Origin of the sequence: Providencia sp. PROV174, from assembly GCF_028480685.1 — a bacterium.
GTDB lineage: Bacteria > Pseudomonadota > Gammaproteobacteria > Enterobacterales > Enterobacteriaceae > Providencia > Providencia rettgeri.
Genome location: NZ_JAMPOT010000021.1, coordinates 138339 through 156601, shown reverse-complemented (window position 1 = coordinate 156601; position 18263 = coordinate 138339). Strand labels below are relative to the sequence as shown.

General features: G+C 42.5%; 15 protein-coding genes. 11 read left to right on the top strand and 4 right to left on the bottom strand.

The genetic code is table 11. The features are described from left to right. The first annotated feature begins 173 nt into the window (after positions 1-173). The 6 genes from PSE60_RS17555 to arnT all read left to right on the top strand — a co-directional run bounded on the left by PSE60_RS17555 (position 174) and on the right by arnT (position 9113). Positions 174-1631, top strand: coding sequence for a DUF4026 domain-containing protein (locus PSE60_RS17555; RefSeq protein ID WP_272666279.1), 1458 nt, complete (start codon positions 174-176; stop codon positions 1629-1631). A gap of 298 nt (positions 1632-1929) precedes the next feature. Then, a complete protein-coding gene (locus PSE60_RS17550; protein WP_272666278.1) occupies positions 1930-2385 on the top strand; it encodes a regulatory protein RecX in 456 nt (151 codons plus the stop codon). Between the two features lie 253 nt (positions 2386-2638). Further along, positions 2639-3997: an anaerobic C4-dicarboxylate transporter DcuC gene (gene dcuC, locus PSE60_RS17545; RefSeq protein ID WP_004915139.1), complete on the top strand. Its 1359-nt coding sequence runs from the start codon at positions 2639-2641 to the stop codon at positions 3995-3997. Positions 3998-4274: 277 nt separating this feature from the next. Then, entirely contained in the window at positions 4275-5534 is a 1260-nt protein-coding gene (locus tag PSE60_RS17540; RefSeq protein ID WP_272666277.1) for an aromatic amino acid transport family protein, read from the top strand. Between the two features lie 291 nt (positions 5535-5825). Further along, complete coding sequence (locus tag PSE60_RS17535; RefSeq protein WP_272666276.1) at positions 5826-7100, top strand: bifunctional O-acetylhomoserine aminocarboxypropyltransferase/cysteine synthase; 1275 nt, start codon at positions 5826-5828, stop codon at positions 7098-7100. A gap of 366 nt (positions 7101-7466) precedes the next feature. After that, positions 7467-9113, top strand: coding sequence for a lipid IV(A) 4-amino-4-deoxy-L-arabinosyltransferase (gene arnT, locus PSE60_RS17530; protein ID WP_336298618.1), 1647 nt, complete (start codon positions 7467-7469; stop codon positions 9111-9113). 62 nt (positions 9114-9175) lie between these two features. Here arnT and PSE60_RS17525 read toward each other — a convergent pair whose 3' ends face one another. From PSE60_RS17525 to PSE60_RS17510, 4 genes are read right to left on the bottom strand one after another with little or no spacing between them, the layout of a single operon-like run. Then, positions 9176-9352, bottom strand: coding sequence for a hypothetical protein (locus tag PSE60_RS17525; protein WP_272666274.1), 177 nt, complete (start codon positions 9350-9352; stop codon positions 9176-9178). Continuing rightward, positions 9349-12453, bottom strand: coding sequence for a MexW/MexI family multidrug efflux RND transporter permease subunit (locus PSE60_RS17520; RefSeq protein WP_272666273.1), 3105 nt, complete (start codon positions 12451-12453; stop codon positions 9349-9351). The genes PSE60_RS17525 and PSE60_RS17520 overlap by 4 nt, the downstream gene beginning before the upstream one ends. A 10-nt stretch (positions 12454-12463) precedes the next feature. Further along, positions 12464-13573 carry an efflux RND transporter periplasmic adaptor subunit gene (locus PSE60_RS17515; protein ID WP_272666272.1) on the bottom strand — a complete coding sequence of 370 codons (1110 nt, stop codon included), beginning with the start codon at positions 13571-13573 and terminating at the stop codon, positions 12464-12466. A gap of 12 nt (positions 13574-13585) precedes the next feature. Beyond that, the gene (locus PSE60_RS17510) at positions 13586-14014 is read right to left on the bottom strand and encodes a DoxX family protein (protein WP_272666271.1); all 429 of its coding nucleotides are present in this window, start codon (positions 14012-14014) and stop codon (positions 13586-13588) included. 99 nt (positions 14015-14113) lie between these two features. Between PSE60_RS17510 and soxR the strand changes: the two genes are divergently transcribed. The 5 genes from soxR (at position 14114) to PSE60_RS17485 (ending at position 18260) form a co-directional block, all read left to right on the top strand. Next, positions 14114-14611 carry a redox-sensitive transcriptional activator SoxR gene (gene soxR / locus PSE60_RS17505; RefSeq protein WP_272666270.1) on the top strand — a complete coding sequence of 166 codons (498 nt, stop codon included), beginning with the start codon at positions 14114-14116 and terminating at the stop codon, positions 14609-14611. A 233-nt stretch (positions 14612-14844) separates the two neighbouring features. Further along, a complete protein-coding gene (locus PSE60_RS17500; RefSeq protein ID WP_272666269.1) occupies positions 14845-15630 on the top strand; it encodes an SDR family oxidoreductase in 786 nt (261 codons plus the stop codon). A 35-nt stretch (positions 15631-15665) separates the two neighbouring features. Continuing rightward, positions 15666-16910: a styrene monooxygenase/indole monooxygenase family protein gene (locus PSE60_RS17495; protein WP_272666268.1), complete on the top strand. Its 1245-nt coding sequence runs from the start codon at positions 15666-15668 to the stop codon at positions 16908-16910. Positions 16911-16926: 16 nt separating this feature from the next. Beyond that, a complete protein-coding gene (locus tag PSE60_RS17490) occupies positions 16927-17463 on the top strand; it encodes a flavin reductase family protein (protein WP_247605438.1) in 537 nt (178 codons plus the stop codon). Between the two features lie 14 nt (positions 17464-17477). Continuing rightward, complete coding sequence (locus PSE60_RS17485; RefSeq protein ID WP_272666267.1) at positions 17478-18260, top strand: cyclase family protein; 783 nt, start codon at positions 17478-17480, stop codon at positions 18258-18260. Positions 18261-18263: the final 3 nt, after the last annotated feature.

Sequence of the window (18263 nt, the reverse complement as noted above, 5' to 3'; positions counted from 1 at the left end):
AGCCAATACCGTATGAAAAGTAGAATAACTGATTGTCGAATAATGATTATTTATTAACTTAGTTGCAATACGAAGGATCAAATCACAATCTCAGTTTGTTAAGAATAATCACAATATTCTTAATGAATATAAGCTGATATCCTCGCCACAGTCACTTATTAATAGGTCTGAAAATGAATAATAAACAACACTACCTTGATACCGCAGCAGGTGAGGGCGAGAAAGAAGCATCAATGATGGTTGCTATTCCTGGTTCTGAGCTGACGTCTTTATTACTTGAGCAGCGTTTAGAAGAACAAACTTATTTCACCGAGGGTGAGATAGATTACATTCCAGAGGATGGCGGTTTTTTCTTTAGCTGTAAAAAAGATGAAGAAGAATTACGTTTTTATATCGCTTTAGTGGATAGCGACCCTGAATATACCATCAACCCTTATTTTGCCACTGACCCAATCAGCCCTGAGCTGTATGCAGAAGCAAGTGCTGCCCCCCAAGCGGTGATTGTTGAGTGCTTATTTCAAGGGCAACCATTAGTCAATTATCTGCAGCAGCTAAAGATTATTCAAATCTTGGTACCCGATTTATTACTGGGCTTGGATATTTCTGCCGCAGGGAAAGTATTTACTCGTGAGTGGCTTAATTTCCAACTCATTGATGATTTGATGCCAAGCATTGATTCTTTGTATGTTGTTCATGCTATTTATGACCAAGAAGATAACGAAGACAAGCCGGAAGAAGAGCGTGCGCCGACCATGTATTGGTTCCACACTCACGGCTTGGCACGTTGTGGTTTATCAGAAGCAGAAATTATTATACCGCACCCGATTGCTTCTTATTATGGTATTCCCGAACTGTTTTGGAGCTTCGTGAATAACAGCATTACTCACGGAAAAATCGTGTTTAATGAGCCGATTTTTATTGGACAAACCCAGGTGGGCTATGAATATTTAGTTGCAGTACCGTTTGAAGAAGGGCTGCTACATGTAGGTAAATCCACACCCATTGATGATTTAAAACCGCTAGAAGAGATGAGTTTCGAGTTTGGAGATGCATCATCAGAGCGTTTTATGGGAGATTGGCATGATAGAGACGAATCTCATCAACATCCTTCAGCCATGTTATTCCGTGTAACACAAGAAAACCCAACCTTAGAAAGCTTCTTTGAAGGGTTTGAAGATCAAAATGCCATGATGTTTATGCGTACTGACGAAGAAACGGCCGATATGTCTCGCAAAGCTAAGTTACGTTGGGAGTATTTCACTCATATGTTAGATAACTACGGGCCAAAACCGGTTGCTCAGAAGAAAGGTTTTTTTGCCAAATTCCTCGGTAAAAACGAGGAAACTGAAGACTCTGAATGGCGCTTTTTAGTGAAATGCGGTATTGGCTACCATGATGCGGAAGAAGATTTCGATGGTCATGAACATATGTGGTTTGAACCCGTTTCTTGGCATGGTGACCAATTTGAAGGGCGCTTAATAAACCATCCTTTTTATGTGAAAAATATGCAAGAAGGGGAAGTTTACCCATTAACACGTGATGATATTACGGACTGGACAATTTATTTCCAAGACGGCAGCTATACCCCAGATACGATATATAAACTGCTAAGTGGTACTCAAGTTCACTAACTCGTCATACTTCAAGCTGCATGGGTGTTGACTGCACTTAGCCAGCCGAATCACATACTTATGTATGCTCATCGGTCTGTCTTCGCTTGTCGCCTACATGCAACTTGAATTATTTAGAGTATATATTTGTCATACTTCAAGCTGCATGGGTGTTGACTGCACTTAGCCAGCCGAATCACATACTTATGTATGCTCATCGGTCTGTCTTCGTTTGTCGCCTACATGTAACGTAGAGTACAAAGGTTTATGTTAGACTGGGCGCGCAATGCGCCCAATTTAATGATGAAAGTTTAACGCCATGAATGAATCCGAGCTTTACCAATATGCCTTATTTATGCTTTCCCGCCGTGATTACGGTAAAGCTGAGCTATTTGCCCGTATGAAACGGCGTATGTATGAAAAAAATGAAGGCATTATTGACGAGCCTTTAATTGAATTGGTGCTTGAGCGGTTAAGTGAGCAACATTTTCTTGATGATGACCGTGTCGCAGGGTTATTAATGCAAGGTTTTCTGCGCAAGGGATACGGCCCATTGCGGATAAAACAAGAAATGCGGCAGAAAGGTTTTCCTGAAACAATTGTGGAAAAGCATTTTGCCACTTTAGATGTAGACTGGTTTGAAAAGGCCGCATGGGTGCGCAATAAGAAGTTTGGGGATAGCATTCCTAAAGATTTTAAAGAAAAGAGCAAGCAAATTCGTTATCTGCAATATCGCGGCTTTTTTGGTGATATGATTTATGAGTTATTTAGTTAATCAATTTTCCTCTTTAATGTGAAAAACATTACATCGCTAAACAAAGCTGATTTTCCTATTCTTTATTAATATTTGGGGCTATCGGCTGTAAATGGGCGCCCAAAATAGATTTTTTATTTATTTCTCTTGTGTTTTAACGCATTTCTATATTAAAAATCATCTGCTGACATGATCATTGTCAGTGAATTTTGCTTAATAATTAGGCAGAGTAATTTTTTTTATAATTACAAAATAAGACAGGCAGGAGAAATAAATGATTGAGCTCTTAATCGGCGTAATTGTCGCCATTGGAGTTGGGCGTTATATCATAAAAGGATATTCCGCAACGGGAGTGTTAATGACCGGGGGTATTTTACTTCTGATCATTACCGCTATTATGGGAAAAAGTATTTTACCAGGTTCTGTTCCGACGACGGGGTGGCGTGTAACAGATATCTTGGAATACATAAAATTCCTATTAATGAGCCGAGGTGGCGACCTTGGTATGATGATCATGGTGCTATGTGGGTTTGCATCTTATATGACTCATATCGGGGCGAATGATGTCGTGGTGAAAATCGCATCTAAGCCATTAAAAATGATCAACTCACCTTATTTGTTGATGGTTGCTGCTTATATTGTGGCATGTTTGATGTCACTAGCCGTTTCCTCTGCAACTGGCCTCGGGGTATTACTGATGGCGACGCTATTCCCTGTCATGGTGAATGTCGGGATCAGTCGTGGTGCAGCAGCGGCAATCTGTGCATCGCCAGCGGCAATTATTTTAGCGCCAACGTCTGGTGATGTTATCTTAGCGGCAAAAGCAGCCGAAATGCCATTAATCGACTTTGCATTTAAAACGACCTTACCGATTTCTATCGCGGCAATTGTGGCAATGTCAATCGCCCACTTTTTCTGGCAGCGTTATCTCGACAGAAAAGAAAATGTCACAACTGAAATGTTAGATGTTAATGAAATTAAAACCCATGCACCTGCTTTCTACGCTATTTTACCTTTCACACCGATTATTGGTGTTTTAGTGTTTGATGGCAAATGGGCGCCTGAATTGCATATTGTTACTATTATTGTTGGCTGTATTATTTTGGCAGCAGTCATTGAATTTATTCGTAGTTTCAGCGCTAAACATGTCTATAGTGGCTTAGAAGTTTGTTACAAAGGCATGGCAGAAGCATTTGCAACGGTCGTGATGTTATTAGTGGCAGCAGGGGTATTTGCACAAGGTTTAAGCACGATTGGCTTTATTAAAGGGCTAATTGACCTTGCTCAATCATTCGGTTCAGGCGCTATAGTGATGATGATCGCACTGGTGGTGATCACGATGTTAGCCGCGATGACAACGGGTTCGGGTAATGCCCCATTCTATGCATTTGTTGAGTTAATTCCTCACTTAGCAAAACAAATGGGGGTCAATCCAGCTTATTTAGTGATCCCAATGCTGCAAGCCTCTAACTTAGGGCGGACATTATCGCCTGTATCAGGGGTTGTCGTGGCTGTGTCTGGTATGGCAAAAATCTCTCCGTTCGAAGTGGTGAAAAGAACGTCAATCCCAGTATTAGTTGGATTGGTTGTGGTCGTGATTGCGACAGAAATATTAGTGCCTGTCTATCTGTAAAACTTCAGTTTTTCAGATAAAAAAAAGGGCTGAACGAATCATTCAGCCCTTTCTCGAATTAAAAATTAAATACTTTATATCTAAAATTTACTCTTTTAATTAATTGCGAAATTATTTATTTACAGAATAATTATGTGGTATTTGTTTTTTTTACGTTATTAACGAGATCTACACCAAAAAGTTGAAAAAAATAGCGTAATTAAATTAGGTACTGTTGCTCATTTAATGCAAAATCTGCACATCTTATTTTAATAACGTTAATGATGAAGAACACAAGATGAGCACAATTGAAAAAGCAGTAGTCGCAGTCGATAAACCTGCCAGTAAGTGGACCTATAAGGATTTTACTTGGGTACTTTCTTTATTTGGAACCGCTGTTGGCGCAGGTGTTCTATTCCTGCCAATTAAAGCTGGTGCAGGGGGGTTTTGGCCATTAGTTGTATTGGCAATAATTGCCACTCCAATGATTTGGCTGGCCCATAAAGGGTTAGCCCGCTTTGTTTTATCTTCAAAAAATCCCAATGCGGATATTACCGATACGGTCGAAGAGCATTTTGGTAAAATAGGCGCAAATATTATTACCTTTGCCTACTTTTTTGCTATTTACCCTATCGTATTGATTTACGGTGTGGGTATCACGAATACGGTTGATTCATTCCTAGTCAATCAATTAGGTATAGATCCACTACCACGATGGTTGCTGTCTGGCGTGCTGATTGCTGCAATGACAGCTGGGGTGGTATTTGGTCGTGACCTTATGTTAAAGCTCACGTCTCTAATGGTTTATCCTTTGGTCTTTATTTTATTAGCTTTGTCATTGTATTTAATTCCTGAATGGAATATGTCAATGCTAGAGGTGGCACCAGACTGGAGTTCAATGCCAGTGGTTGTTTGGATGGCGATCCCCCTTATCGTATTTTCATTTAACCATAGCCCAATCATCAGCCAATTCACGAAAGACCAGCGCCAACAATTCGGCAATAATGCTATTGTGAAAACAGATATGATCACTGGCGGTGCTGCATTAATGCTGACTGGCTTTGTGATGTTTTTCGTTTTCTCTGTGGTGTTATCATTAAGCCCTGCTGAACTTGCTGTTGCGAAAGAACAAAATATCAGTGTGTTATCACATATCGCGAATATCAATCCATCGCCAATCTTGTCCTACTTAGGGCCGATTGTTGCTTTTGCTGCGATTGTATCGAGTTACTTTGGTCACTTCTTAGGGGCTCATGAAGGTTTAGTTGGGTTAATCAAGTCTCGTTCTTCTTTCTCTGTAAAGAAAATTGAAATGGCATCCATGTTATTTATTGTGATTACAACGTGGATTGTGACTATTCGTAACCCAAGTATTTTAGGCATGATTGAAACGATGGGGGCGCCAATGATTGCCGCTATTCTGTTTATTCTGCCTGTTGTGTCGATGAATATTGTTCCAGCAATGAAGAAATTTAGCACGTCAAAACTGGCACAAATTTTCACCTTTATTTGTGGGTTAGCATCTATTACTTCGGTTATTTATGGCGCTTTCTTATAGTTATAAATAAAGTTATATAAGACGTAAAGCCACGACCTGTAGGGGTTGTGGCTTTTTTTATATCAATACGAAATAGGTTATAAGGATAGACACTGATATAACTCATTTTTAAGCTGAAGGGTGTGATAATCACCATTGCTGCATCTATCAATGTGAAATAATTTCAAGTTCAATTAGTTGCTCGCTATGGTGTCTTAGGTAATATCTAGAGTTATCACAGCATCATAACAACATAATTATGAACCTCCTCTGGCAATTGCATTTTCCAGTGTGTCGTAACAAGGATAACGAATGAAATTAGAAACATTATCGATTCACGCGGGCTACTCCCCTGATCCTACTACCAAGTCTGTTGCCGTACCGATTTACCAAACGACTTCTTATGCTTTTGATGACACTCAGCACGGCGCTGATCTCTTCGATTTAAAAGTCGCGGGTAATATTTACACGCGAATTATGAACCCAACGAATGATGTTCTAGAGCAACGTGTTGCTGCCCTTGAGGGGGGGGTAGCAGGGTTGGCTGTTGCTTCTGGAATGGCGGCAATTACTTATGCGATCCAAACAGTCGCACAAGCAGGTGACAACATTGTTTCCGTGGCAAAATTATATGGCGGAACATACAATTTACTTGCCCACGCTTTGCCACGCTTAGGAATTGAAACCCGTTTTGCAGAGCACGATGACTTAGCAGCACTTGAAGCGCTTATTGATAACAAGACTCGAGCCGTATTCTGTGAGTCAATTTCAAATCCAGCGGGTTTTATTGTAGATATTGCTGCACTCGCTGAAGTTGCACATCGCCATGGTGTGCCTTTGATTGTCGATAATACCGTAGCGACCCCATATTTATGCCGCCCATTTGAACATGGGGCAGATATCGTGGTTCATTCATTGACTAAGTATATTGGCGGCCATGGTACATCACTGGGTGGAATGGTTATTGATTCAGGTAAATTCCCATGGGCAGAGTACCCAGACCGTTTTTCATTATTGATAGAGCCTGACGTGGCTTATCATGGCGTAAGCTATACTGAACATTTTGGCGCCGCTGCCTTTATTGCGCGTTGCCGTGTTGCCCCACTGCGCGGAACGGGTGCCGCATTGTCACCATTTAATGCGTTTTTAATTCTACAAGGGTTAGAAACTCTCGCGTTAAGAATGGATAGACATACTGAAAATGCACTAAAAGTTGCGAATTACCTCGAAAATCATCCTCAAGTGGAATGGGTGAAATATGCAGGACTACCTAGCAACCCTGAACATGATTTAGCGCAGAAATATATGAACGGCAAGCCTGCCAGTATTATGTCGTTTGGTATTAAAGGTGGGCAAGAAGCAGGAGCTCGCTTTATTGATGCCTTGAAACTGATTGTGCGGTTGGTGAATATTGGTGATGCTAAATCACTAGCTTGCCACCCTGCATCAACGACGCATCGCCAGCTCAATGACGCAGAATTAGCACAAGCTGGGGTTTCCCGAGATATGATTCGTTTATCAATTGGTATAGAACATATCGATGATATTTTAGCCGACCTTGAACAAGCGTTAGTTGCAGCCAAATAGCTTTACTTGGCATGAATAATAACCGGTTATGGCGAATGCTCTGACCGGTTTTTGTTTATAAGTTACTGTATGTTTTTTTGTATTAATGACTAACATTAAGAGTAAGTTAATTTTTATCTTATTTTTAAATACTGAACTATTCTTTAAGTATTCAGTCTTAATCTGCGATTCTTATCTCTTTTATCGACAAAATGTAGTTTCCATTTATTAATTGTTTATATATAGCGGTATTCATACCAATTAACTTTTGACTTGTTTAAATGGGGTTTAATTGTCATAACGATAATAGCTAAATAAAATGAAAGTGCTTTTCAAATGAACTAAATAAAATTATTAAATATCAATAACAAGAATGGTTGAGATGAGATGATTATGGCAAACAATAAAGTTGCCTACCTTAAATGGTGCCTGTTATTTGGTTTTGTCCTAGTAACCTATTTTTTACCATTAAACGGTAGGTTATTGTGGCAACCGGATGAACTGCGGTATGCGGAAATTAGTCGGGAATTGATTATTAGTTATAACTGGAGCGTTCCTGAACTTTTAGATATTCGTTATTTTGAGAAGCCTATTTTTGGTTATTGGGTAGGGGCTATTTTCCAAATGTTATTTGGTGAAAATAACATTTCTGTTCGCCTTGGCGTAGTATTTAGTACATTAGTCAGTGGGCTATTTGTGTATCTCAGTGCCAAAATGGCTTGGAAAAACTCACGTCTCGCTTTCAACGCGGTGTTTATTTATCTTTCAATGTTGATGGTCTTTACCATCGGCACCTACAATATTCTTGACCCCATCGTGACAGCATTTATCACTATGGTGATTTTCTTTTTCCAATGGGGGTTAACGACAAAATACTTCTCTCATAAACTATTCGCCTTCATGATGATGGGAGTAGCCTGTGGGTTAGGCGTATTAACAAAAGGTTTTCTTGTTTTAGTGTTACCTTTGCTGGTGTGTTCAGTAACTGCCATCTACTTTAAGCAATTCAAAGAAGTGTTTGTTTTCTCTTTTGTTTCGCTATTTACTGCCTTTGTCGTGTGCTTACCTTGGGCTTTTGTCATTGCTAGTCGTGAGCCTGATTTCTGGAACTATTTCTTCTGGGTTGAGCATATTCAACGTTTTATGGCGAATAATGCGCAAAATAAATCCCCATTCTGGTTTTATATCCCTATTTTACTTGCCGCGGTATTGCCTTGGCTGGGGTACCTTTTTGGCGCACTACGCCATGCATGGCAGCAAAAAGGGGTACATATTTATTTTCTAATGTGGTTTATTGCGCCATTTGTATTTTTCAGTATCACTAAAGGAAAATTACTGACCTATATTTTGCCTTGTATTGCACCTATTGCTGTTCTTATGGCGGCCTACATTGAAAAAATTCTCACTGAGAAAAAAACACTGCCTATTCGTTTGAATGCATTGATTAACACATTAATTGGTGGCGCTATTGCTGGGGGAATTATTGTTTCTGCTTATTACCCTAAACTGAATGTGTATCAGGCCGATGAAAGTGGAAAATTATGGTTAGCTGCGGGTGCCTTTATTTTTTGGTTATTGGTTGCTTTGGTCTCTTTCAAACAACGGTTTTGGTATTTAGCCGCGGTGTGTACGGTGGCAATTAGCTTAACGGTAGGGCATGTGATCCCATCTCGTATTGCCAGTAATAATACCCCGCAAGAGGTGATTGCGAAATATCATCACCAATTAGCTGATAAATCTGTATTGTTAACCAATAATGTAGGGCTCGGTACCGCATTGGCATGGGTACTTAAACGTAGTGATATTACAATGCTTCACCAAACTGGGGAATTGGGCTACGGGCTCAAATACCCAGATGCCGCTAATCGGTTTTACAGCTTAAAACAGCTACCTGACTTATTGAAAAACTACCATTATAAAGATGTGGCGGTGGTCGTAGAAAGCTCTCAGCGTGAATTGTTGGATGCATTACCCGGCAACCCAATTATTATTCGGGAAGGTAATCTTGTTTTAGCTTTTTACGAAGGCCAATAGAGTTCTTTGTCATGTTGTTTGATAATAGCCGCCAAACCTAAATAATTTGGCGGCTATTTACATTAGCGGGTAGGCTTACCTAAGGTATTCGAGGGCGAGGTGGAATGGGATTTTTCCAAGCCAGCAGGGAGACCATGATAAATTAATAGCATTGCCATGCTATTGCTCATCGCATTCACTTCAACTTCGCTGACTGTACGGTTGTTACGTTGATGACGGCTAGCTAACGTATTTCTCATTGAGACGTCTCCTCAGTTTCTTTGATTAGGCGATTCGCTTCGGCAAGCTCATAGCGCCTTGGTGTCAGTGCAGTTGCACTGTGATTACGGGCTAATAAGGTATACATGGTTGGTAAAACAAACAGGGTAAATAATGTACCAACTAACATACCGGTGACGATCACTAAACCTAAACCAAAGCGGCTATTGGCGCCGGCTCCAGTGGCGAATAGCAGCGGAACTAAACCAATCACCATTGCCGCAGTTGTCATTAATATTGGGCGTAAACGAATTTGTGCTGCTTTGAGAATGGCATGCCGTCTATCTAGCCCTTCATTGGCTTGTAATTCATTGGCAAACTCAACCATCAATATTCCGTGTTTACTGATTAAACCAATCAATGTGACTAAGCCGATTTGGGTGTAAATATTCAATGTCGCATAGCCAAGTGCTAATGGAATTAACGCACCACAAATTGAAAGTGGAACAGTAATCAAGATAATCAATGGGTCGACTAAACTTTCATATTGTGCCGCTAAGACTAAGTAAATAATGATGAGCGCCGCCATAAAGGCAAAGGCGAGGGTGTTTCCTTCTTGTTTATATTGGCGCGAATCGGATTGCCAGTCATGGCTAAAACCGGCAGGTAGCTCATTGGCAATATTATCTAAGTAGGCAACAGCTTGGCCTAATGTGACCCCAGGGGCGGGTATTGCTTGGAAAATTGCTGCATTCTGCTGATTAAATTGCGTGAGTTTATTCGGTTCAACTTGGGTATTGATATCGACCACCGTTGACAGTGGGATCATCGTCCCCGCTTCCGATTTCACATAATGGCGTGAAAGGGCTTCCGGTGTTAAGCGTTGGCTACGAATACTTTGAGGGATCACATCATAGGAGCGGCCATCCATCCCAAAGCGGTTAATATAGTTTTCTCCCACTAATAAGGTCAGTGATTCGCCGATATCTTGCATGCGAATGCCTAAGCTATTTGCTTTTGAACGGTTAATACGGACTTCTACTACAGGATTGTTATAGTCAAGGTCACTATCTACCACCATAAATAGGCCGCTTTCACGTGCTTGCTGCTTGATCTCTTCCATGGTTTTATAGAGTACGGAATAATCCTGCGGGCTTCTGAGAACCATTTGGATTGGTAAGCCCCCCGTTGAACCCGGTAAAGCGGGTAATTGGAAAACGAAAATACTGTTCCCCTCAACATCACCGACACGCCCTTGTAAGTCCCCTTGGATCTCAGATGCAGCGCGATCACGCTGTTCCCATGACGTTAAGTTAGTTCCCCCAAAGCTGGCGGAAGGGCCATCGGTCCCGTTAATAATCCAAGTACTTTCTGTTTCCGGTAATTCCATGAAAACATCATGTAACTTACGCGAAAAGCGTTCTACATACTCGAGGTTAGCGTGTTGAGGAGATTTGATTGCCGTTAATACGCTGGATTGGTCTTCCACAGGGGCCAATTCACGAGGGGCAGATTGATAAAGCAGTGGTAAGCTAATGAAGACACTAATGGCAATAACACCTGTTAACCAACGGTTTTTCAAAGAGAAATTCAATACAATGGTATAGTAATGGGCTAAGGTAGAAAAGAAGGTTTCTGCCATACGCGCCATACGCCCTTCATTCTGTTTTGAGTTCAACATAAAAGAGCTCATCACAGGGGAAAGGGTTAACGCCACAATACCGGAAACAATTACTGCACCGGCCAAGGTGAGTGCGAATTCTTTAAATAAAGCCCCTGTTAAACCCGACATGAGCCCGATTGGTGCATAAACTGCTGCCAAGGTGATTGTCATTGCGATAACTGGCCCTGCTACTTCACGAGCTCCAATTAAAGCCGCTAAAACCGGTGATTTCCCTTCTTCAATATGGCGATGGACGTTTTCGACGACCACGATAGCGTCATCGACAACCAGACCAATCGCTAATACCATGGCCAGTAACGTTAGTAAGTTAATACTAAAGCCAAATGCCATCATTAGTGCGGCTGCACCTAACATTGATAGTGGAATAGCTAAGATTGGGATGATTACGCTGCGAATTGACCCTAAACAGAGGTAAATAACAACAATAACAATCAAGAGAGCTTCAATTAATGTGCTAATAACTTGGTCAATAGACGCTTTAATAAAGCGCGAAGTTTCAAATGCCATTTCCACTTTGACACCGGGTGGCAATGTTTTGGTGATGTCTGTCATTAATTGATTCATGCCATCAACGATTACCAGTGGGTTACCCGTTGGGGTGGCAAACAACCCAAGATAAATCGCAGGCTCACCATTCATTAAACCACTGGTTTCTGTGGAAGCAGCGCCTAATTCGATGGTTCCCACATCTTTTAAACGTACTAATCCATTACCGTCGTTGCGGATCACTAAATCACGAAACTCATCGACATTCGTGAGGTCGGTATTAACATAAACATTGGAAATTACGAACTCACCTTTGACTTTGCCGGGAGCCGCTTGGTAGTTGTTTTGGCGAACCGCTTGCGCAACATCGGCCGCGGTTAGGCCTCGACCTGCTAATTTATCGGCATCAAGCCATAAACGCATCGCCAACTGTTGCCCTCCAAAGACTTGAACTTTGGCGACACCGTCAATTGAGGAATACATTGGCTCAATGACGCGAGAAATGTAATCTGTTAGGGCTGGAATGGATAGATTGGTACTGGAAAAACCGATATAAGCAACCGCAGTGGATTCCCCAGAGGAAAGCTCAATCACAGGGTCATAAGCTTCTTTAGGTAATTTATAACGAACTTGGTTCACCTTCGCCATTACTTGCGCAAGGGCTTGAGTGGAGTCTCGGTTAAGTTCCATTCGTACGGTGACAAGGCTGCTTCCTTGCACAGAAGAAGAAGACAAATAGTCGACGCCTTCTACAGAGGAAACGGCTTGGGCAATGGGTTGCGTCACAAAGCCTTGCATCAATTTAGCCGATGCACCAGGGTATTGCGTAGTAATGGTGATCGTCGAGCTTTCAAGCTGTGGATATTGGCGGATAGGCAACTTACTCAGTGCAAATAAACCAATTAATACAATCAACGCACTGACCACGAGAGCCAGAACCGGTCGGCGAACAAAAATATCAGTAAATTTCATTGCGCCTTCCTTATGAACCTTGAGCTGTGTTAGCGACAGATTCAGACAATGTATCTTGGGCAACTGGAGTGATAGCGGAGCCGTCGTTTAAGCGTAATTGCCCAGAAGTGACGACTTTATCGTTAGCACTTAAGCCGTGCTCTATTTCAATTTTGCCATCCCAACGTTGCCCCGTTTTTACGGACACTCGCTTAACAGTCATCGCATCCCCTTCACCTTGCGTAATAAACACAGTATCGCCATAGGCGGTATAAGTGACTGCGGTTTCTGGGATCGTAATGACCTCATTACTGGCTTGGCGTACCACATTCACGTTGGCGTACATCCCTGCTTTTAAGGTGCCATCACTATTTTCCAGTGTGGCTTGCAGGGCGATAGTGCGTGATTTACCAATGAGTGGATCAATGGCAGTAATACGAGCTGGAAATGTTTTATTGGGATAAGCATCAACCGTAATATCAACAATTTGCCCTTGATGCAGTTCCGGTGAGGCCTGTTCATCTAAAGAGAAATTGAGCTTTAAGGTTTGGGTATCCACCAAGCTGGCAATAGCTTCGCCGGGGTTTAAATATTGACCTTCATGGACTTGGCGAATACCTATCGTTCCGTCGAATGGCGCTCGGATCGTTTTTTGTGCAATTAATGCTTGGGTTTGACGGATTAGGCCTTGGGCAATATCACGTTCAGCACGTGTGCTATCCACTTGAGCCTCTGCCACTAAATGTTGCGCAGATAATGAACGGGTTCTTTCGTATAAGCGAGCCGCATTTCGCAACTGTGCTTGGTAACGTGATAAATCCGCTTGTTCAACGGCATCATTGAGCTGCACTAATAATTGGCCTTTTTTGACTTGTTGGCCAGATTCAAATGCAATTTTCGTAATACGGCCATTGGTTTCTGCCGCGACTAACACTTGGCTGCCAGCTTCTAACTCACCCACGCCGTAAAAGGTGCGAGGCGCGGTATCTAAGCTAACAGGAGCCAATGCCACTTTTACGGGTGGATATTGGTAAGCTGCTTGTTCGTCTTCCTCATTTTGGGCATAGGTCGAATAAATCGCGCTACCCGCCCCAACAGCGATTAAAACGGAACAAAGTGTCATTATTGTTTTTTTATTCATTAAATTTTCCTTCTATTTCTGCGCTTTTAACGCGAAATAAAGACCTCGAAAATGCCCTGCAATGGCGATAGCAATTAAGCCCCCAATAACAGCGATATGTTCAATTGCCCAAAACATCGCGATTTGAGCCTGTTCTCCCGTGTAGATCCAAAAGGTGTGGACAACCACAATTGTGAGGAACAAAAACACGGCTAGCGCCCCAGTTCCAAGCCATAAAAGACGATTAAATAGCACAAGAGCAGAGCCAACTAACATGACAGCGGCAGAAGCAATGTTGAAAAACCAATCTGGGTGCAGACCTGCGGCGCGCATTTCGGCCAGACTATTTTCATAATCAAAAACTTTGGCTAAACCAGATGAAATAAATAAAACCAAGATGAGTAAGCGAGCAATAATCCATAAGCTATTGCTTTCTAACATTTTGGTAATCACCGATGGCATAAACCTATCCCCTTTTAAAAAGTAACCTCAATTGACAAACTAGCAGGGTGGCACTATAAAACCTTAAGTTAAGTTGAGGTCAAGCAAAGGTGAGATAAAATGGCGGACAAAGACACAAAAACGATAAAACCTCAGAAAAGCGAGGGGAAAAAAATTGATTTTACGCGGGCACTAACGGTGGGCGAAGTGGCAAAACGCTCAGGAGTACCTGTTTCTACAGTCCATTTTTATGAATCAAAGGGACTCATTCAAAGTACTCGAACTCAAGGGAATCAGCGACGATTTCACTCTGTTGTACTGCGTTATATTGCCATTATTAAAGTCGCGCAAAGTACAGGGATCCCATTACATGAAATTCAAGATGCACTAGGGCGTTTTCCTGCAAATAGTGCGCTGACTTCAGAACAATGGCAGGAGATGTCGACACAATGGCGTAAATCTTTAGATAAGCGTATTCGGCAATTGACGCGTTTACGTAATGAATTGGATAACTGTATTGGTTGCGGTTGCTTATCATTAAGTGATTGTCCATTGCGTAACCCTGATGATGTGCTTGGCCGGAAAGGCCCCGGCGCCCGTATTTTAGAACGTCCATAAGCAGTTTCATTAATTTCTGCGATTAGCCATACTTTTCATTATTTGGATAGCCACTGCCAAAAGTGGCTATTTACCTAGTTATATCATTACCTTACTATTTAAATTACCGCACAGAATGGATATTTTTTGCGCCCTTCGGCTACCGCTTTTCAGCATATTTGCGTAACTATTCGTTATGTTAATTTTTTGTAAACTCATTGTAATTGAATGGGGAGAGAAAGAGGGTGCCTAAGATGAAAGGTTTGAATAATAAAATTGCCATTGTTACCGGTGGGGCGACCAAAATTGGTGCAACCGTCGCGAAAGTATTGAGTGATTACGGTGTAAAAGTCACGATTTTTGATATTGATTCTGTGAATGGTGAAAAGGTGGCTCAAAGTGAGCCCAATATTGATTTTCTCTCTGTCGATATCACTGACGATCAACAGCTTAAACAAGGCATTGACCGTGTTGCACAAAAATATGGGCAACTCGATTTTTTAGTTAATCTGGCTGCCACTTATCTCGATGAAGGCCAGTTATCCTCAAGGCAGGATTGGCTCACTGCATTGAACATAAATGTGGTAAGTGCGGTGATGGCCGCACAGTTTGCAAAAGTACACTTTGTAAAATCGGGCAAAGGTGCCATCGTCAATTTCACCAGTATTTCCTCTTCTGTCGCGCAAACAGGCCGCTGGCTCTACCCCGCATCTAAAGCCACCATGTTGGAGGTAACTCGCAGCCAAGCAATGGATTATGCGGGTGAGGGTATTCGTGTCAATTCGGTATCTCCTGGCTGGACTTGGTCTCGAGTAATGGATGAAATCACTGGAGGTGACCGCCAAAAAACTGACCGTGTCGCTGCTGACTACCATTTATTAAAACGCGTTGGTGACCCAGAAGAAGTCGCTCAGGTTGTCGCGTTCCTACTTTCTGACTTGGCCAGTTTTGTTACTGGTGCTGATTATGCTGTTGATGGCGGTTACTCCGCTATGGGGCCTGAACAAGCTAAGCCCGCAATCCCTCGTCTTGCACAGTAAGACACCATTCTCACTATTTTTCAAAGGAAAATACTATGCGCCGTATCGCTATTGTAGGTGGTGGTCAAGCGGGTATGCCATTGGCTTTAGGTCTACTTGATAAAGGCTATGAAGTCACGGTTGCCACCAACCGCACACCAGATGATGTTAAAAATGGCCGCGTGATGTCGAGTCAGTGCATGTTCGATATTTCACTGCAATTTGAGCGTGATTTAGGGATCAATTTTTGGGAAGAAAAGTGTCCGCCAGTTGAAGGCATTGGTTTTACTGTTCCTCATCCCGAAAAAGCAGGGGAAAAAGTGATTTCTTGGCGCTCGCGTCTCGATAATTACGCCCAAGCTGTCGACCAACGTATCAAAATGCCTTACTGGATGGAATTATTCGCTGCTCGTGGGGGGAATTTACGCATTGAAGATGTTGGTATCGCAGAACTGGAACGCTTAGCGCAAACGCACGACTTAGTCGTGTTGGCTGGCGGGAAAGGGGAAATTGTGAAATTGCTTGAGCGCGATACGACCCGCTCACCTTATGACAAGCCACAACGTGCCTTAGCACTGACTTACGTGCATGGCATGTTACCAACCCCAGAATTTTCACAAGTGTCTTTCAATTTGATCCCTGGTGTAGGGGAGTATTTCGTCTTCCCATCACTGACGAATAGCGGTGATTGCCACATTATGGTGTTTGAGGGGATCCCCGGTGGGCCGATGGATCAATGGAATGAAGCGCGTACTCCACAGGAACATTTGGCTTACAGTAAAAAAATTCTCAATACCTATTTACCTTGGGAAGCTGAACGTTGTCACAACGTTGAACTAACAGATGATAATGGCATCTTAGCAGGAAGATTTGCACCAACAGTGCGAAAACCGGTGTTAACTTTGCCATCAGGTAACATTGTGTTTGGTTTAGGAGATGCACTAGTCACCAATGATCCACTGACTGGCCAAGGATCAAATAACGCGACCAAAGCCTGCAAAGTTTACTATGACGCAATCTTAGCCCGTGGTGACAAGCCCTACACTGCCGAGTGGATGAATGACACATTTGAGCAGTTCTGGAAATATGGTCGCCATGTTGTGGAATGGACCAATTCTTTACTCGCTCCACCTGAGCCGCATATTTTACATCTATTGGGTGCAGCCCAGCAGCTGCCATCCCTCGCACACACCATCGCGAATGCCTTTAATTATCCACCAATATTATTCCCTTGGTGGAAAGATGGAGCTGCCTGTGAGGCTTATATTCAATCACAAATGATTGAAGAAGCCAGAGCTTAATGGGGGAGATATCAATATGTCTATGGTTGCAGAGGATATAGCCATGTGTGATAGCGAATGGGGCCAAACTGAGTTTGAATCAAAAATATTGCGCAACCTGCTGGGATGCTACCCAACAGGCGTGGCGATTGTGACCACTCGAACTGCAGATGGGCGTGATGTTGGGTTGACTATCAACTCATTTGCTTCGTTATCACTTGATCCACCTTTAGTGCTATGGAGCTTAGTAAATCACTCACCCAATTTAGCGGTCTTTCGTGATTGTTCTCACTTTACTATCAATATTTTAGGGCATGGTCACCAAGAGCTTGCGATGCGTTTTGCGAACCCGCGCATTGAAAACAAATTTGCAGATGTGTCGATTCACCTGACACCAGAAGGTGTTCCTGCCTTGCATGGCGCTATTGCCACATTGGTGTGCGAAAACCATAAGCAAGACACGATTGGTGACCATTTATTGATGGTGGGGCATGTTCGCCGTATCGGTAGTCAAACGGGTAAGCCGTTAGTGTTCCATGGCGGTAGCTTTACTGCCCTACATGAAGCGCCTTGAGCGCGGGAGAGACTATGAACCAGCAAACATTAATGGCATTTGCTACACAATTGCAGCAAGGAAATATTCAAGTTATTGACCTGACACAAACCTTGTCTCCATCATTTCCTGCACTGCAACTGCCAGAACAATTTGGACAAGTATGGTCATTTAGCATGGAACAAATTTCTCGCTACGATGATAACGGCCCAGCATGGTATTGGAATAATTTTAGCTGTGGAGAACATACTGGCACGCATTTTGATGCGCCAATTCATTGGATTAGTGGTAAAGACCAAGTCAATAACACCGTTGATACTATTCCTGTGGAAAATTTTGTAGCACCAGCGGTCGTGGTGGATGCCAGTAAAGAAGTCGCTCAAAACTCAGATTGGGTGTTAACTGTGGAGTTTTTACAAAAGTGGGAAGAAACACATGGCAAAATACCTAAAGGGGCTTGGGTGCTTTTTAGAACGGATTGGTCGAAAAAGGCGAATGACCCAGCTGCTTATGTAAGTATGCGAGAAGATGGTGCACACACTCCAGGGCCATCTCAAGAAGCGGTAGAGTGGTTAATTCATCAGCGTGATGTCAAAGGGTTTGGTGTTGAAACCATTAATACAGATGCGGGTCAATCATACAGTTGGCCAGTACCTTATCCCTGTCACACTTTAATGCATGGCAATAATAAATATGGTCTGCAATGCTTGACGAATCTCGACAAACTGCCTGCAACAGGCATCGTGATAGTTGCTGCGCCACTTAAAATTGAAGGGGGTTCAGGTAGCCCGCTACGTGTACTCGCACTTGTGGGGTGAGGT

Excerpts from the sequence above, each read along its gene's own strand:
- PSE60_RS17555 (WP_272666279.1), top strand. The coding sequence starts at position 174 with ATGAATAATAAACAACACTACCTTGATACCGCAGCAGGTGAGGGCGAG.
- PSE60_RS17550 (WP_272666278.1), top strand. The coding sequence starts at position 1,930 with ATGAATGAATCCGAGCTTTACCAATATGCCTTATTTATGCTTTCCCGC.
- dcuC (WP_004915139.1), top strand. The coding sequence starts at position 2,639 with ATGATTGAGCTCTTAATCGGCGTAATTGTCGCCATTGGAGTTGGGCGT.
- PSE60_RS17540 (WP_272666277.1), top strand. The coding sequence starts at position 4,275 with ATGAGCACAATTGAAAAAGCAGTAGTCGCAGTCGATAAACCTGCCAGT.
- PSE60_RS17535 (WP_272666276.1), top strand. The coding sequence starts at position 5,826 with ATGAAATTAGAAACATTATCGATTCACGCGGGCTACTCCCCTGATCCT.
- arnT (WP_336298618.1), top strand. The coding sequence starts at position 7,467 with ATGATTATGGCAAACAATAAAGTTGCCTACCTTAAATGGTGCCTGTTA.
- PSE60_RS17525 (WP_272666274.1), bottom strand. The coding sequence starts at position 9,352 with ATGAGAAATACGTTAGCTAGCCGTCATCAACGTAACAACCGTACAGTC.
- PSE60_RS17520 (WP_272666273.1), bottom strand. The coding sequence starts at position 12,453 with ATGAAATTTACTGATATTTTTGTTCGCCGACCGGTTCTGGCTCTCGTG.
- PSE60_RS17515 (WP_272666272.1), bottom strand. The coding sequence starts at position 13,573 with ATGAATAAAAAAACAATAATGACACTTTGTTCCGTTTTAATCGCTGTT.
- PSE60_RS17510 (WP_272666271.1), bottom strand. The coding sequence starts at position 14,014 with ATGCCATCGGTGATTACCAAAATGTTAGAAAGCAATAGCTTATGGATT.
- soxR (WP_272666270.1), top strand. The coding sequence starts at position 14,114 with ATGGCGGACAAAGACACAAAAACGATAAAACCTCAGAAAAGCGAGGGG.
- PSE60_RS17500 (WP_272666269.1), top strand. The coding sequence starts at position 14,845 with ATGAAAGGTTTGAATAATAAAATTGCCATTGTTACCGGTGGGGCGACC.
- PSE60_RS17495 (WP_272666268.1), top strand. The coding sequence starts at position 15,666 with ATGCGCCGTATCGCTATTGTAGGTGGTGGTCAAGCGGGTATGCCATTG.
- PSE60_RS17490 (WP_247605438.1), top strand. The coding sequence starts at position 16,927 with ATGTCTATGGTTGCAGAGGATATAGCCATGTGTGATAGCGAATGGGGC.
- PSE60_RS17485 (WP_272666267.1), top strand. The coding sequence starts at position 17,478 with ATGAACCAGCAAACATTAATGGCATTTGCTACACAATTGCAGCAAGGA.